Source organism: Ochrobactrum sp. AN78 (assembly GCF_029909885.1).
Lineage (GTDB): Bacteria > Pseudomonadota > Alphaproteobacteria > Rhizobiales > Rhizobiaceae > Brucella > Brucella quorumnocens.
The window spans coordinates 168,347-183,897 of the sequence record NZ_JASAMU010000005.1; the positions used below are offsets into that span (position 1 = coordinate 168,347).

Consider the following 15,551-nt stretch of genomic DNA (forward strand, 5'->3'; position numbering starts at 1 on the left):
TAGCGTTCGCGAGCATGCGCCAATTAAATGAATCTAGAGCGATGGGGGCGATAAAACGCGACATGCTCTAGGTTGCGACCTATTGGGCACTTGTGGCCAGAAACATTGACTCTGTGTCATGCTGATGTAAACCAGTCTTCAAATTTGCAAATACCAAACTGACAGGCTCCAGATATGGATAAGTTCACCAAGCTCACGGGCGTTGCCGCCCCCCTGCCGATCGTCAATATCGATACGGACATGATTATCCCTAAGGATTATCTGAAGACGATCAAGCGCACGGGTCTGAGCAAGGGTCTGTTTGCTGAAATGCGCTTCAACGAAGACGGAACCGAAAACCCGGATTTCGTGCTGAACAAGCCTGGCTATCGCAATGCGCAGATTCTGGTAGCAGGCGATAATTTTGGTTGTGGCTCTTCGCGTGAACATGCGCCATGGGCACTGCTTGATTTCGGCATTCGTTGCGTAATATCGACTTCTTTCGCCGACATCTTCTACAACAACTGCTTCAAGAACGGCATTCTGCCGATCAAGGTGAGCCAGGAAGATCTCGACAAGCTGATGGACGATGCATCGCGCGGTGCCAACGCAACGCTGACGATCGACCTTGACGCCAAGGAAATTCACGGCCCCGATGGTGGCACGATTTCCTTCGACCTCGACGACTTCAAGCGTCACTGCCTGCTCAATGGCCTCGATGACATCGGTCTGACCATGGAAAAGGCAACCAGCATCGACACGTTTGAGGCACAGAACGCCCAACAGCGTCCCTGGGCATAATGGCTTTTAGTATTACAAGCTCATTGCCAGAGAGCCCGGCGGCCTGAATCATTGAATAGGACCCGGTTGGCTGAAATGGCCCGAGAAGATCAAAGCGGCGACTGGGCGGGACGTCTCTCGCCCTCGCTTGATGAAGTCGAATCCATTGCGATCGAAGCGTTAGCGCATCTTCCGCAGGAATTCCGCGCGCTTTGCGGTGACATCATCATTCAGATCGCTGATTTCCCTGAAGAACAGATCATCGAAGACCTTGGGCTGGAAACGCCTTTCGATCTCCTTGGCCTGTTTGAAGGTGTGGGCATTGGTGAGCGTTTCAGCCTGCAAACGGGTGATAGCCCTAACCGCATCACACTTTTCCGTCGCGCCATTCTCGACTACTGGTCTGAGCACGAAGAAACGCTCGGCGATATCATCACCCACGTGCTCATTCACGAAATTGGCCACCATTTCGGCCTTTCAGATGACGATATGGAAGCGCTCGAAGCGCATGCTGATTAGAGCAACGCGGACGTGATGAATGGCTGCGTTTTGTCACATCGGACCAAAATGGTGACAATTTCGGCGTTTTTTCCGTAGATTTCGATACAATCGCGTACAGATATTGCTTGGCGGGAATGATATAGCTTCTCGCAAAGCAATAAGAGTAGCGATCATGAGCGTGTCCCCGGCCATCTACCAGCTTCTCCTCGTTTACACGACCTATGTCATTGCCGCCGGCAGTCCCGGCCCAAGCAATATGCGCATTATGGGAGTCGCCATGAATCAGGGTCGAAAGGCGGGACTTATGTTCGCCGCAGGTGTTGTGACCGGCTCGATCTTCTGGGGCTTGATGGCTGCGACTGGCGTTTCGGCCATCCTCACACGCTTCGCGGAAGCACTGATTATTCTTAAAATCTTCGGCGGTCTTTATCTGCTCTATCTAGCCTTCAACGCCGGACGCGCCGCCATGACATCGGATGCGAAAATCGCGACCCGGGCGCCCAATGGTGAGGCATTTCTCTCAGGCGGCGAACTGTACCGGCGTGGATTGCTGCTGCATCTCTCCAATCCCAAATCCATTTTGTCCTGGATTGCCTTAGTGACACTCGGTCTTGGTACTAATTCGTCATGGTCACATTTGGTTGCTTTTCTTGGCGGTTGTATTGTGCTTAGCATCACAATTTTCTGCGGCTACGCCATTGTGTTTTCAACGGCACCCATGGTGCGTTTGTATCGCAGCGCTCGTCGCTGGATCGAAGGTATATTGGCAGCAGTCTTTGGTCTGGCCGGTATCCGTCTGCTTCTGTCACGCTGAAACTGTTTGAGAAACGAGACGCTATATGGAATTTTTCAAGGGCCTTTCCGCTTTCCCGCTCACACCCATTGATGCAGCAGGCAACCTCATGGAGGAGACGCTGTGCCGTTTCCTTGAGCGCATTCACGCGGCAGGCGCAGATTCAATCGGCCTTCTCGGAAGCACTGGCGGATATGCCTTTCTCACACGCGAACAGCGGCAACACGCGGTTCAGACAGCCGTTAAATGCATCGGTGGCAAGACGCCGATTATCGTTGGCGTGGGTGCACTGCGCACTGACGATGCGCAGGCCTTAGCACGTGATGCCGAAAATGCTGGCGCAGACGGGCTTTTGCTTGCTCCGGTATCCTATACGCCACTGACCCCGGAAGAAGTCTTCCAACACTTCCAAGCGGTGGCTGAGACAACCGCGCTGCCGCTTTGCATCTATAACAATCCCGGCACCACCAAATTCGTGTTCAGTGATGAACTGATCGTGCGACTGGCGCATGTCAAAAATATCAAGGCGATTAAAATGCCGTTGCCCGCCAATGATGATTACGCTGCAGAAATCGCGAAGTTGCGGGCAGCAACGCCCGATGATTTCGCCATCGGTTACAGCGGCGATTGGGGCGCAAAGGCTGCCCTGCTCGCAGGGGCCGACGCTTTCTACAGCGTCGCAGCCGGGCTATTGCCGGTTCAATCGTTGGCGGTGGCACGCGCTTCACAAAGCGGCAATCACAAAGAAGCAGAGCGTCTCAATGCCGCTTTTGAGCCGCTATGGGAACTGTTCAAAATCTTCGGCAGCTTCCGCGTCATGTATGTGATTGCTGACCTTCTTGGCCTTGCAAAGATCGAACCGCCGCGTCCCATTCGGCCACTGGCAGCAGAGCCACGTGGGCAAGTGGAAGCTGCACTCAATAAAATCAACGCATTAAACTTTTGACTTTATAACGCCTTCTTCGATCAAAAATTTGATGGCCATAAGGGCTGCGCATCGACTGCTTGATTCAAAAGATATCGTCGCTCCATTCTCGCACAGGTAGCACGCAACTTATCAATCTCCGGCAGAGTACCCATCGAAATAACTTCCTGCTAAAAATATGCAGGATATCACAAAACAAAAGGCGCCCCGACGGGCGCCTTTATTTCTTCAGATCAGGCTATGCTCAACCGAACATCAATGTTGCCGCGGGTTGCGTGCGAATACGGGCAGACGATGTGTGCAGCATTGACCAGCTCTTCGGCCTTGGCCTTGTCAACACCCGGCAGGTCAACCTCAAGAGCAACATCAAGGCCAAAGCCCGTGCCATCTTCACGCGGGCCGATGCCAACAGTTGCGGTCACGGTGCTGTCAGCTGAAATCGAAACCTTCTCCTTGGAAGCCACAAATTTCAGTGCGCCAAGAAAGCAGGCCGCATAACCGGAAGCAAAAAGCTGTTCCGGATTGGTACCCTCACCGCCTGAACCGCCCAGTTCCTTTGGTGTATCAAGAACGACACTAAGACGTCCGTCAGCGGTCTTTGCACTGCCGGTCCGTCCGCCGGTTGCGGTCGACTGTGTGGTATAGAGAATGGACATATGACTTCTCCTGTTTGTGAACTTATCTCCGCCGACAGAGTTGCAAATAATTAAATTGTTCGCAATCTAATTTTGCAAAATATATTTTCACGATTATGTGACGCGCAATTCAATTGTGCATAGCCTATAGTCGAGATAAGGAAGGTGGATCATGAACAGCGACCGCAAAGATTCCCACTTGCACCTATCAGATATGGTCTGCTTCGCGATCTATTCGACCGCGAACGCACTGACGCGCGCCTATCAGCCAATCCTGAGCAAGCTCGACCTCACCTATCCACAATTTCTGGTCATGCTGGTCCTCTGGGAAAAGGACGATCAGACGGTCTCGGAAATTGGCGGTAAGCTTAATCTTGATTCCGGCACATTGACGCCGCTCCTCAAGCGCCTTGAAACGGCGGGCCGCATCAAGCGCCGCCGCGATCCGCAGGATGAGCGTCAGGTGCGCATCACATTGACAGATGAAGGCCGAGCATTGCGTGAAGCTGCGGAAAGTATCCCTGAACAGATTTTCTGCGCGCTGGGCCAACCATTGGAAGAACTGAAAGATATGCGTGCGCGATTGCTCGATATTCGCGGCAATCTTACGGATAGTGTGCCGCGCTAACAAAAAAGCGCCGGCTTCCCGGCGCTTTTGTTTTCAAATCATAATGACTGATTACAGCGGTTCCAGTTCATATTGAATCGTTGGAACCGCTGTAACTATTTCTTTTTACGCTTTTCCGAACGCAAAACCGGTTCCCACTTTTGCTGGAAATGCTTTAAGCAGCCAGCGCCTTTGGTGTGATCAAGCCGCGAGCGACCAGAAGTTCTGCAATCTGGATCGTATTGAGAGCAGCACCCTTGCGCAGATTGTCAGAAACAATCCACATGGCGAGACCGTTTTCGACGGTGATATCTTCGCGGATACGGCTGATATAGGTGGCGTCTTCGCCTGCCGATTCATAAGGCGTGATGTAACCACCGTCCTCGTGCTTATCAATGACCTGACAACCCGGTGCATCACGCAGAATTTCGCGAGCTTCTTCAGCGCTGATTGGGTTCTCAAACTCGATATTGACCGCTTCAGAGTGCCCAATAAACACCGGAACGCGTACAGCTGTCGCGGTGAGCTTGATCTTCGGATCAAGCATCTTCTTGGTTTCGGCCACCATCTTCCATTCTTCTTTGGTGTAGCCGTCTTCCATGAAGACGTCGATATGCGGGATCACGTTAAACGCGATGCGCTTGGTGAACTTCTGTGCCGTCACAGGATCAGCAACGAACACAGCGCGCGATTGCTGGAACAGCTCATCCATGCCTTCCTTGCCAGCACCCGAGACGGACTGGTAGGTCGAAACGACAACGCGCTTGATCGTGGCTGCATCGTGCAAAGGCTTGAGTGCCACAACGAGCTGCGCTGTGGAGCAGTTCGGATTGGCAATGATGTTCTTCTTGCGGAAGCCTTCAATAGCGTCAGGGTTCACTTCCGGAACAATGAGCGGCACATTGGAGTCATAACGCCATGCGGACGAGTTATCGATAACGACGCAACCCTGCGCACCAATCTTTGGCGACCATTCCTTGGAAATATTTCCACCAGCGGACATGAGGCAAATGTCAGTATCGGAGAAGTCGTACTGGTCGAGCGCCTTTACCTTCAGCGTCTTGTCGCCATAGGACACTTCCGTACCCTGGCTGCGGCGCGAAGCGAGAGCTACGACTTCATCAGCCGGAAAGCCACGTTCTTCGAGGATATTGAGCATTTCGCGACCGACATTTCCGGTGGCGCCGACGACTGCAATCTTAAAACCCATTTACCTTCTCCTGTCCTCTCCGCTTCCATAAAAACCCGCGACCAGCGGGCCTTTTCCCTGGGCCGGACCCGGGGAGAGAGGGCGAGCAGGCCAAGGGGTCAGACCGTTTTGGTGGTCGTTTTAATGCAAGTGGCCGTGGTAGTTTTGGAAACGGACGCCATGAGGGCACCGATGGCGATGAGGCCATTCAGTCCACACAGGCTATGTGATGCGCAAGAAGCGTTCACGGGATTGTCTCCTTTTCCGATTGCGCTTTTAAGCCCTTTGAAGAAAGAGTCAATGATTTCTCGAAGTGAAGCGCAACAAAACTGCTCGAAAATACAGGAACAATCCCGCTTATTACGTTGCGATATTGAAACGCAAAGGCCCGCGCGGTGAATGCTGCGCGGGCCTTTGATTAAAGCTGATTAAAATCAATAAAGGAGACGCGTCCGCACGGTGCCCGGAATTTCACGCATCGCCTGAAGTACATCTTCGGCATGATCTTCCATCGCGTCGCCTTCGATCACAACGTAACCAACTTCGCCATCGGTTTGCAAAAACTGGCTGACGATATTGATGTTATGCGAGGAGAAAATATTCACGAGGCTGTTGAGAATACCCGGGCGGTTTTCGTGCACATGCATGAAACGCGTGCCGCTTGGGCGTGCAGGCAGCTGCACCTGTGGGAAATTGACTGCACCAAGCGTCGAGCCCACATCGGAATATTCCACCAGCTTGCGGGTGACTTCAAGACCGATACGTTCCTGCGCTTCCTCGGTTGAGCCGCCAATATGCGGGGTGAGAATGACATTCTCCAGGCCCTGCAATGGTGAAACGAAAGGGTCCTTATTGGAAGCGGGCTCGACCGGAAACACGTCAATCGCGGCACCGGCCAGATGGCCTTCTTTCAGAACCTTCGCTAAGGCTTCCAGATCAACCACGGAACCGCGCGCGTTGTTGATAAGGAAGGCGCCCTTCTTCATCTTGCGCAGCTTCGCTTCGGTAATCATCTTGGCAGTCGACTTGGTCGATGGCACATGCAGGCTGATCACGTCCGAAATTTCGAGCAATTCGTCGAGTGTCTCGGTCGGAATTACGTTGCCGTATTGCAGCTTGTCGGTCATGTCGAAATAACGAACCGTCATGCCGAGGCTTTCGGCGAGGTTACCGACCTGCGAACCGATATTGCCGTAGCCAACGATGCCCAGCGTCTTGCCGCGCACTTCCCGGCTGCCGGTTGCACTCTTGTCCCAGCCACCTGTGTGAGCCGCATTGGAACGCGGCAAAATCCGGCGCATCAGCATGATGATTTCACCAATCACCAGCTCAGCCACAGAGCGCGTGTTGGAGAAAGGTGCATTGAAAACCGGAATGCCGCGCTTGCGTGCAGCCTTGAGATCAACCTGATTGGTGCCAACCGAGTAACAACCGACCGCGATCAGGCGCTGCGCTGCTTCAAACACTTCATCGGTGAGCTGTGTGCGCGAGCGAATGCCGACGATATGCGCCGATGAGATCGCTTCGATCAGATCGGCCTTGTCGAGCGCCTTCGGCATATGAACGACGTTGGTGTAGCCAGTCGATTTGAAATAATCGACAGCAGACTGGTTGATGCCTTCGAGAAGAAGAACATTGATACGCTCACGCGCGAATGAAAGACGTGCAGTCATAGTTGGGGCTTCCAGGCCTAGAACGCAGTGTGTGCTACCGGGCGCACAAAGGACGCTCTAATAATTTAAATTTGCCGCGTAATTCTACCTTAAACCGATCCGGATCTAAGGATTATGCGGCAGGGGCACAGTGCTCTCTCAGCGACATAGATCATTTCTGGATTAATTGGTCCGAAAACCGGCTCCCACTTTTCGGGATGTGCTCCAGATCAATCCACAAATGTCGTCGCCGCGAGATTTTGGGGCATGTTGATGATTTCGCCATATAAGTTTGTCGGCATTTGTCGCGAGAGCGACTTAGCACCCAAAGCCCGAGGAAAAAAGCCAATTCGACGAAAACAGGCTGATTTGCGTCGTATTTGGATAATCATTCCAATTTGTCCGCTAACGAGTAGTGCGGAGTGCCCAGAATGCACCTTAACCCCGGTTCAACAGCCTAGTCTTCGGAGCGACTCATTGTTGTACGGTCGCGATCATATCGGTTCTGGAGGGGAAACGGTGGCAACCAGGACTCACGGCGAATAGTCCAGAGCTCATAGGTCGGGGTAAACTGATCAATGTCATCCAGCGAGCCGAGGTTAATCTCAACCTCATCCCCTGAACGAGAAAAAACAGACGAGCCACAGCGCGGGCAGAAAAACCGCCCTTCATAATCGCGCGTCTCTCCATCCACTGTAACCCCAGCTTCAGGAAAAATCGCTGAGGCATGAAACAGTGCTCCATGTTGCTTGCGGCAATCGAGGCAGTGACAAATGCCTACGCGATAAGGTTCCCCGAAAGCGACGAACCGAACATCGCCACACAGACAACCACCTGTAAAACGGTCCATTTCTTTCTCTCCCAGAATAATGCCCAAGTGAAATGCTACTGCGAACAGCCGTGCCCGTCCAATTTGTCTTGGAGCCGCTGCACATGACCTTTCGGCTTTCAGTTAAGGCCGCGCCTTTCTCATACTAAAAGATAATAAACGGATTAAACGATTCAGTTCATCATGCTCTCGTGGAAAAAGTGCGCGGAAGTTGGAGGAGAACGTCCACGCACGTCAGCAAAAATGCTGTTGGGAGGAACCTTATGTCAGTTCAATCGAGCGCCAAGGTCGGCGCGCAAAAAATGACGCGTGAAGAAAAGAAGGTCATTTTCGCTTCTTCACTCGGCACAGTATTTGAATGGTACGACTTTTATCTCTACGGAACACTGGCTGCCTTTATTGGCGCGGCGTTCTTTAATGAATATCCTGAAACAACCCGTAATATCTTCGTCTTGCTCGCATTCGCAGCAGGCTTTCTCGTGCGCCCGTTCGGCGCGCTCGTCTTCGGACGCATCGGCGATCTCGTCGGTCGTAAATATACCTTCCTTGTGACCATCGTCATCATGGGCGCATCGACCTTTCTCGTCGGTATTTTGCCCGGATCGGCAACTCTTGGTATCGTCGCACCCGCAATCCTGATCATTCTGCGCATGTTGCAGGGTCTGGCGCTCGGCGGTGAATATGGTGGCGCTGCAACTTATGTTGCCGAACACGCACCAAATGGCCGTCGCGGCTTCTATACGTCTTGGATTCAGACAACAGCGACACTGGGCCTGTTCCTTTCGCTGATGGTCATCCTTAGCATTCAGAATGTCATGACCACTGAGTCCTTTGCGGCTTGGGGTTGGCGTATTCCTTTCTTGGTTTCGATTGTTCTTTTGGGTATTTCGGTCTGGATCCGCTTGCAGATGAGCGAATCCCCGGCATTCAAAAAAATGAAGGAAGAAGGAAAAACATCCAAGGCACCACTTACGGAAGCATTCGGTCAGTGGAAAAATGCTAAAATTGCCCTTATCGCTCTGTTCGGTCTTACAATGGGTCAGGCCGTTGTCTGGTATTGCGGTCAGTTTTATGCACTGTTTTTCCTCCAGAACGTGTTGAAAGTCGAAAACCAATCGGCAAACATCATGGTCGCGGCGGCGCTTATTCTCGGCACCGGCTTCTTCGTCGTCTTCGGCTGGCTCTCGGATAAGATTGGCCGCAAGCCTATCATCATGGCGGGCCTGCTTCTTGCAGCAGTCACCTACTTCCCGCTGTTCAAGGCACTGACACAGGCTGCCAATCCTGCACTTGCTCAAGCTGAACAAACAATCCGCGCCACGGTTACTGCGGCACCGGGCGACTGTAACTTCCAGTTCAACGCAACCGGCACATCGAAGTTTACCAGTTCCTGCGATATCGCAACGAGCTTCCTGTCGCGCAGTGCTGTTCCCTATGATGTCGTAACCGGTCCTGCAGGACAGCCCGCAACCATCAAAATCGGCGACTCAACAGTGACGTCCTTCGATGCGATCCAGGCTGGTGCAGAAGCAACTGCCAAGCAGGCTGGCTTGACCCACGACATCAATCTAGCTTTGCAGAAGGCAGGTTGGCCGTTGGTTCGTAGCCCGGCAAAAGTTGCAGATTCCAAGCTCGATGCATTCATCGCAGCCAATCCGGAACTGGCACTGAATGCGGAAGCCATTCGTGCGGGCGAAAAAGCAAGCATGTCGAGTGCAGATCTCGTCAAGAACAAGATCATCACGCAGGCAGAAGCCGATGCGGCAGCTCAGCCTGAGCAGGCTGTCTACACCATCCCGAATGCCGGTGCTTTCAAGATGGTTGCGGACCCATCGCAGATCAATTGGGTCATGACGATCGCAATTCTTACTGTCCTCGTGATCTATGTCACGATGGTCTATGGTCCGATCGCAGCTATCCTTGTTGAGATGTTCCCGACCCGTATCCGCTATACAGGCATGTCTTTGCCATATCATATCGGCAACGGTTGGTTCGGTGGTCTTCTGCCAGCAACCGTCTTTGCGATGAGTGCCGCCAAGGGCGATATCTATTACGGTCTTTGGTATCCGATCATCATTGCAACGATCACACTGGTTATTGGCATCCTGTTCGTTAAGGAAACCAAAGATGTCGATCTCAACAAGATCGCTTAATCTGTAAGGTGTTCAAAACACGGAAACGCCGCCTCATGGGCGGCGTTTTCTTTTGTGAAGACGACTGTATAATTTAGCCTGATGGAGCGACCTTGTGTAGCGCCCAATAGAGCGCACGGCGCTCTATCAGCGATATTGCGCTTCGATCTCGATCAGCTTTTGCTTGCGCCAAAGCCCGCCACCATAGCCCGTCAATGATCCGTCTGCGCCAATCACGCGATGACAAGGAATGATGATCGCAATCTGATTGGCACCGTTCGCGCGGGCCACGGCGCGCACTGCAAGCGGTTTGTCTACCGCCCTTGCGATCTCGCTATAGCTTCGGGTCTCGCCTGCTCCGATGTTCTGCAATTCGCGCCAGACATCGCGCGTAAACTCGCTACCGTGATAGACCAGCGGAATATCGAATTTAGCAGATCGACCTGCGAAAAATGCTTCAAGCTGCTGCTCAAGCTGATCATGAACGGGATAGCGCCCGATACCGATTGCGCCATGACAAGCCTTGTGCAGCTTTTTAAGCTCTTGCGGCAGAGCTTTGCGGTCGGCAAATTCCAGTAGATGTAGGGACGATTGATCACATACCGCGATCATCGTTCCGAGCGGCGTTCTGATCCAGTCGGCACGCAGCAACCCACCTTTTTGCAACTGCGCAGGCGGCAGTCCCAAAATCCGGGCGAAGGCATTGCGGAAAGCATCGGGCGATTCAAAACCGGCATCCACCTGCGCATCAATGACACGATCACCTTGAGCCAAAGCCTGAAATCCTTGCCGCAATCGCTCCTGTCGCGCCATCTCCAGAAACGTAATACCGAAATGTCTTCTGAAACTGCGGCGCACCGTGGATGGGTCAAGCCCCATGCCCGCCACATCATCTTCACTCCAACGGCGTTGAGGCTGCGCCTCCAGTGCCTTCAACAAACGTTCCACAGATGCGTCTGCTTCCGCCGCTGGCTGCAACGGATGACATCTTTTGCACGGCCTGAAACCGTCGGCTATGCATTCGGGAATAGAAGCAAAGAACCTGCAATTTTCTTTGAGCGGCTTTCTTGCCGGACAGGTCAACCGGCAGAAAATGCCAGTTGAAAGGACACCAACATACGCTTTGCCCTCATAAGCAGCGTCACGGGCAAGCAATGCGTCATACAAGACGCTCGGATTTGGAAGCGTGTTTAACATACTTACCATTCTTAGTGTCTACGCTGGAAATTGCAGCCGGAAATCGGGCGTTTATTTTCCACTACACAATCAACTGTCATGTACTGACAACCGCTTTACCACAACAGAACAATTCGTTTCATTTTCAATAAACAACGCGCTATTCATCAAGAAACGGTAGTTATTGATCATCGTCGTGAAGCTATAGATACAGGTGGAAATTGCCTTCTGGAGTTGAAACCACCATCAGCGCCGCTGATGCTTTTTCTCATATGAGAATTATCAATGGCATGGGCATCAGCCTGTGCCTGTCACGACTGCTCATCTTCGCGTCCAAATTCGTCCAGCATCCCAACAAGCATAAGATATCCTATATGCATATTGGGTGGGTCGTCGTTGTATTTCTCTGGATCATCCAGTTCTGGTGGGAGTATTTATTCCAAAGCGGAACAAAGAGTTACAATGTCTACACCTATGTGCTTGACCTGCTCTATGTCTTCAGCCTCTTCTTCGTCTGCGTTACACTAACTCCCGACGAAATTAAAGAATATGGCGACTACGAGAGCTATTTTCTATCGAGAAAGATATGGCTCTTTTCGCTTTTCATCTTTCTCAACCTGATACAATTCTTGAATGGCACAGGTCCGCAATTCTCAATTGACCACAAAGAGTCCTATCTGGGCGAATTCATCCTGTTTGCGGTTGAAACTGCGGCCATACTCTTTGCCATGCGCTTAAAACGCAAAGGATTTCAGTATTTCTTTATCTCGCTGCTGATCGCTGGCGTCTTTGCAGATTTTACGTTGCAGTTGGATTAGAGCGCAAAACAAAAAAGCCGCCGTGTGGTGTTCACACGACGGCTCGTCAATAATTATTCAACCAGTAATTAAGCGGAAAGCGCCTTGAACTTTGCGAGGATCGCATCGCCCATTTCGACGGTGCCGATCTTGGTCTTGCCTTCCGACCAGATGTCGGCCGTGCGCAGACCATCATCGAGAACACCGGCGATTGCTGCTTCCAGACGATCAGCTTCATCGATCAGATTGAACGAATAGCGCAGGCACATGGCAAGCGAGGCAATCATTGCAATCGGATTGGCACTGCCCTGACCTGCAATGTCAGGTGCGGAACCATGTACCGGCTCATAGAGCGCCTTGCGCTTGCCGGTCTTGGCATCGGCAGCGCCAAGCGAAGCCGATGGCAACATGCCGAGCGAACCGGTCAGCATTGCTGCAACGTCAGAAAGCATATCGCCGAACAGATTGTCGGTGACAATCACGTCGAACTGCTTTGGCCAGCGGACGAGCTGCATACCGCCAGCATCGGCCAGCATGTGCTCAAGTTCAACATCGGAATGCTTCTCCTTGTGGCGCGCCGTAACGACCTGATTCCACAAGACGCCCGACTTCATCACATTGCGCTTTTCCATCGACGTGACTTTGTTGCGGCGGGTGCGCGCAAGTTCAAAAGCCACATCGGCAATGCGTTCGATTTCGTAAGTGTCGTAAACCTGTGTGTCGATACCGCGCTTCTGGCCATTGCCCAGATCGATGATTTCCTTCGGCTCACCGAAATAAACACCGCCGGTCAGTTCGCGCAGGATCAGAATGTCGAGACCTTCGATCACTTCCGGCTTCAGCGACGATGAGTGAGCAAGCGCTGGATAGCAGATTGCCGGGCGCAAATTGGCATAGAGTGCCAAATCCTTGCGCAGACGCAGGAGGCCTGCTTCCGGGCGCACTTCATAAGGCACGCTGTCCCACTTCGGACCACCAACGGCACCGAAAAGCACAGCATCCGCAGCAAGCGCCTTTTCCATATCGGCATCAGAAATAGCTTGTCCATGCGCATCATATGCCGATCCGCCAACCAGACCTTCATCGGTTTCAAAACCGAGATTAAGACCGGAGTTGAGGAAAGCGATAATTTTGCGGACCTCAGCCATTGCTTCAGGACCGATGCCATCACCGGGCAGGAGAAGGAGTTTTCTGGATGCCATAATGCCAAGCCTCTGTTTTTTCTCGCACAATAACGGCAGGGAAATCAGATTCCGAAATCGTGCTTTCAAGTTCCGCGAGGGTTATAGAGCCCCCTCGCGTGGCAAGCAACAACCAGCAACGTGAAATTTATGAAAAAGAACAGAGGATATGTAGAAATTATATAACAGCAATTGTGAGTCGAGATCAGAGACCGACTAGACCCTATTCCAGCGCACGCGCTTCCGACGGCAACATGATCGGGATGCCACCCCGAACCGGATAGGCAAGCTTGGCTTTCTCGGAAATCAGCTCACTGTTTTCTGCATCATATTTCAGTGATCCTTTGGTCAAAGGGCACACAAGCAATTCAAGCAGCTTGACGTCGATATTGCCGGTGTTTTCATTTTCAGTCATTGGCTTTTCCTGGAGAATTTCCTGTTTAAGCAGAATCGTTAGAAATGCGTCTCACTGTTTGTTTTTACGCACGTCTTTATCCCATCGTAGCGGGGCCAGAAATCAGTCCGGTGGACTGACTTCCCCGCGAAGGCGGTTCCCACTTTTGGGAGACATGCTCTAAGCACTCATGCATTCATTGCAGGCGCGAACCGTAATCATCCTTGACCTTGGCAAGGACCATTTCTGTAATGGCGATTAGCGTCGCTGCGCGTGTTTTCAAATCAGGCGCTTCCAGCAATGCCTGCTTTTCGGCGGGTCCGAAAGGCGACATCATCGACAAAGCATTGACCAATGTGTCGTTGCCCGCACGCGAAATGCTGTCCCAATCAGCTTCCAGACTATGCACTTCAAGATAATCTCGGAAAGCTCGGAGCAGCGCATCACGGTCGATTTCACCCAGATCAGGTGCGTTTTCCAAGTCCGCCAAAAACGGTGCAATCCGGCATTGACGATAAGGCTTGCGGCAGTTGATTTCATCCAGCACCCTGAACCGGCATATGCCCTGTAGCGTAATGAGGACACGCCCATCTCCGGTTTCTGCGTATGTAGTGATACGCCCGAGGCATCCGACCTGGCTCAACTGCGGTCGCGCAGTCTCGTCAAATCTGACACTGTCGTCCTCGTCATCCTGACCCTCTTCAATACGCGGTTGGATCATGGCGATAATCCGCTTTCCGGCCAGCGCATCTTCCACCATTTCCAGATAGCGAGGCTCGAAAATATTCAGCGGCAGCTGTCCACCAGGCAAAAGCAGCGCGCCTCTCAATGGGAAGATCGACACCAGCTCCGGTATATCAGCGCCCGTCCGGTAACGGGCATTGCCCACTTGCATTACACTCTCCCTTAGAGCGCATTCCGAAGAGGTAGAACTGTTTCGGAGCGTCTCGATAAATGATTGCACCGCGCCTGTTCAGGAGAACAGGAGCGACGAAAGCTTGCGCCGTGCGCCCAGAGTTGCCGGGTCAGTATTGCCCCAAGCCTCAAAGAACTGCAAAAGCTGCTTGCGCGCTCCATCGTCCTCCCAGGTGCGATCGGCTTTCATAATTGCCAGCAATTCATCAGCCGCATCTTCACGTCGCCCTTGCGCATTGCGCACCTGCGCAAGATCAAACCGTGCCTGATAGTCTTTTGGATCGGCCTGCACGCGGCGTTCCAGTTCAATTGGATCGCCGATGAGCTTCACCTGATCTGCAAGCGCAAGGCGGGCCTCGAGCGCGCGTACAGGCGCTGCATCATGTTTGTCTTCGGGCAAGCTTGTCAGAATTTCCCGCGCCTTGTCTGCATCACCTGATTCAAGCAAGCACGTCGCAAGGCCGACTACTGCATCCAAATTATCCGGTGCAACTTGCAGGATCGACGAGAATATCTGCGAAGCCTGAACAAAATCGCCTGCCTCAACCAATTCCTTGGCCGCATTCACCGCTTCGGCAATCGCTGCTTCCTGATCGCTTGGGCCGCCAATCTTGGCGATGAATTCCTTGACCTTGGATTCCGGCAGAGCGCCCATAAAGCCATCTGCTGGCTGGCCATTGACGAAGGCAATGACCGCTGGAATGGACTGAATGCCGAGCTGGCCCGCGATTGACGGATGATCGTCAATATTCATCTTCACCAGCTTGACCGCCCCGCCCGCTTCACGCACGGCTTTTTCGATAATCGGCGTCAACTGCTTGCAAGGGCCGCACCATGGCGCCCAAAAATCAACAAGCACAGGCTGATTGCGCGATTCCGCCAGAACATCCGCCTGAAAGCCCGCAGTCGTGGTGTCCTTGATAAGATCGCCACCACCAACGGCTGTCGTTGCGGTGCCGAACGACACATTGCCGGTCATTTGTCCGCTTGCACTCGAATAAGGATTGTTCTGGCTCGTCATCTGATATTCCTTATGTCTTCCAGCATGCATATAGGACAGCACCAA

At 52.6% G+C, this 15,551-nt stretch carries 16 protein-coding genes; 7 read left to right on the forward strand and 9 right to left on the reverse strand.

Annotated elements, in window-relative coordinates:
• The first annotated feature begins 174 nt into the window (after nt 1–174).
• From leuD to QBD00_RS11740, 4 genes are all read left to right on the forward strand, one after another.
• On the forward strand, nt 175–780 hold the full coding sequence (gene leuD, locus QBD00_RS11725) for a 3-isopropylmalate dehydratase small subunit (protein WP_095445035.1): 606 nt from the start codon (nt 175–177) through the stop codon (nt 778–780).
• Between the two features lie 75 nt (nt 781–855).
• The gene (locus QBD00_RS11730; RefSeq protein ID WP_095445036.1) at nt 856–1,278 is read left to right on the forward strand and encodes a metallopeptidase family protein; all 423 of its coding nucleotides are present in this window, start codon (nt 856–858) and stop codon (nt 1,276–1,278) included.
• A gap of 154 nt (nt 1,279–1,432) precedes the next feature.
• Complete coding sequence (locus tag QBD00_RS11735; protein WP_318579570.1) at nt 1,433–2,074, forward strand: LysE family translocator; 642 nt, start codon at nt 1,433–1,435, stop codon at nt 2,072–2,074.
• A 25-nt stretch (nt 2,075–2,099) separates the two neighbouring features.
• A complete protein-coding gene (locus QBD00_RS11740; RefSeq protein WP_318579571.1) occupies nt 2,100–2,999 on the forward strand; it encodes a dihydrodipicolinate synthase family protein in 900 nt (299 codons plus the stop codon).
• A 212-nt stretch (nt 3,000–3,211) separates the two neighbouring features.
• Here the strand turns inward: QBD00_RS11740 and QBD00_RS11745 are convergent, their stop codons facing one another.
• The gene (locus QBD00_RS11745; protein WP_264231602.1) at nt 3,212–3,634 is read right to left on the reverse strand and encodes an organic hydroperoxide resistance protein; all 423 of its coding nucleotides are present in this window, start codon (nt 3,632–3,634) and stop codon (nt 3,212–3,214) included.
• Nucleotides 3,635–3,785: 151 nt separating this feature from the next.
• Here QBD00_RS11745 and QBD00_RS11750 point away from each other — a divergent pair, with 151 nt between their 5' ends.
• Nucleotides 3,786–4,241 (forward strand): MarR family winged helix-turn-helix transcriptional regulator, encoded by a 456-nt coding sequence (locus tag QBD00_RS11750; protein ID WP_151091114.1) that lies wholly within the window; start codon nt 3,786–3,788, stop codon nt 4,239–4,241.
• Nucleotides 4,242–4,395: 154 nt separating this feature from the next.
• Here QBD00_RS11750 and QBD00_RS11755 read toward each other — a convergent pair whose 3' ends face one another.
• The 3 genes from QBD00_RS11755 to QBD00_RS11765 all read right to left on the reverse strand — a co-directional run bounded on the left by QBD00_RS11755 (nt 4,396) and on the right by QBD00_RS11765 (nt 7,911).
• Complete coding sequence (locus QBD00_RS11755) at nt 4,396–5,430, reverse strand: aspartate-semialdehyde dehydrogenase (protein WP_151091115.1); 1,035 nt, start codon at nt 5,428–5,430, stop codon at nt 4,396–4,398.
• A gap of 413 nt (nt 5,431–5,843) precedes the next feature.
• Entirely contained in the window at nt 5,844–7,082 is a 1,239-nt protein-coding gene (gene serA / locus QBD00_RS11760; protein WP_151091116.1) for a phosphoglycerate dehydrogenase, read from the reverse strand.
• Nucleotides 7,083–7,518: 436 nt separating this feature from the next.
• Nucleotides 7,519–7,911 (reverse strand): GFA family protein, encoded by a 393-nt coding sequence (locus tag QBD00_RS11765; protein WP_191793357.1) that lies wholly within the window; start codon nt 7,909–7,911, stop codon nt 7,519–7,521.
• A gap of 242 nt (nt 7,912–8,153) precedes the next feature.
• On the opposite strand from QBD00_RS11765, the gene QBD00_RS11770 reads away from it, so the two are divergent.
• On the forward strand, nt 8,154–10,043 hold the full coding sequence (locus QBD00_RS11770; RefSeq protein ID WP_151091118.1) for an MFS transporter: 1,890 nt from the start codon (nt 8,154–8,156) through the stop codon (nt 10,041–10,043).
• Between the two features lie 126 nt (nt 10,044–10,169).
• Here the strand turns inward: QBD00_RS11770 and QBD00_RS11775 are convergent, their stop codons facing one another.
• Nucleotides 10,170–11,219 (reverse strand): trifunctional transcriptional activator/DNA repair protein Ada/methylated-DNA--[protein]-cysteine S-methyltransferase, encoded by a 1,050-nt coding sequence (locus QBD00_RS11775; RefSeq protein WP_318579664.1) that lies wholly within the window; start codon nt 11,217–11,219, stop codon nt 10,170–10,172.
• Between the two features lie 251 nt (nt 11,220–11,470).
• Here QBD00_RS11775 and QBD00_RS11780 point away from each other — a divergent pair, with 251 nt between their 5' ends.
• Complete coding sequence (locus QBD00_RS11780; protein ID WP_318579572.1) at nt 11,471–12,016, forward strand: hypothetical protein; 546 nt, start codon at nt 11,471–11,473, stop codon at nt 12,014–12,016.
• Nucleotides 12,017–12,084: 68 nt separating this feature from the next.
• Here QBD00_RS11780 and leuB read toward each other — a convergent pair whose 3' ends face one another.
• From leuB to trxA, 4 genes are all read right to left on the reverse strand, one after another.
• Nucleotides 12,085–13,197 (reverse strand): 3-isopropylmalate dehydrogenase, encoded by a 1,113-nt coding sequence (gene leuB, locus QBD00_RS11785; RefSeq protein WP_024897614.1) that lies wholly within the window; start codon nt 13,195–13,197, stop codon nt 12,085–12,087.
• Nucleotides 13,198–13,399: 202 nt separating this feature from the next.
• Nucleotides 13,400–13,591, reverse strand: a complete 192-nt coding sequence (locus QBD00_RS11790) for a Trm112 family protein (protein WP_151091121.1) — start codon at nt 13,589–13,591, stop codon at nt 13,400–13,402.
• 175 nt (nt 13,592–13,766) lie between these two features.
• Nucleotides 13,767–14,465 (reverse strand): LON peptidase substrate-binding domain-containing protein, encoded by a 699-nt coding sequence (locus QBD00_RS11795; protein WP_318579573.1) that lies wholly within the window; start codon nt 14,463–14,465, stop codon nt 13,767–13,769.
• Nucleotides 14,466–14,543: 78 nt separating this feature from the next.
• The gene (gene trxA / locus QBD00_RS11800; RefSeq protein ID WP_151091123.1) at nt 14,544–15,506 is read right to left on the reverse strand and encodes a thioredoxin; all 963 of its coding nucleotides are present in this window, start codon (nt 15,504–15,506) and stop codon (nt 14,544–14,546) included.
• Nucleotides 15,507–15,551 lie beyond the last annotated feature (45 nt).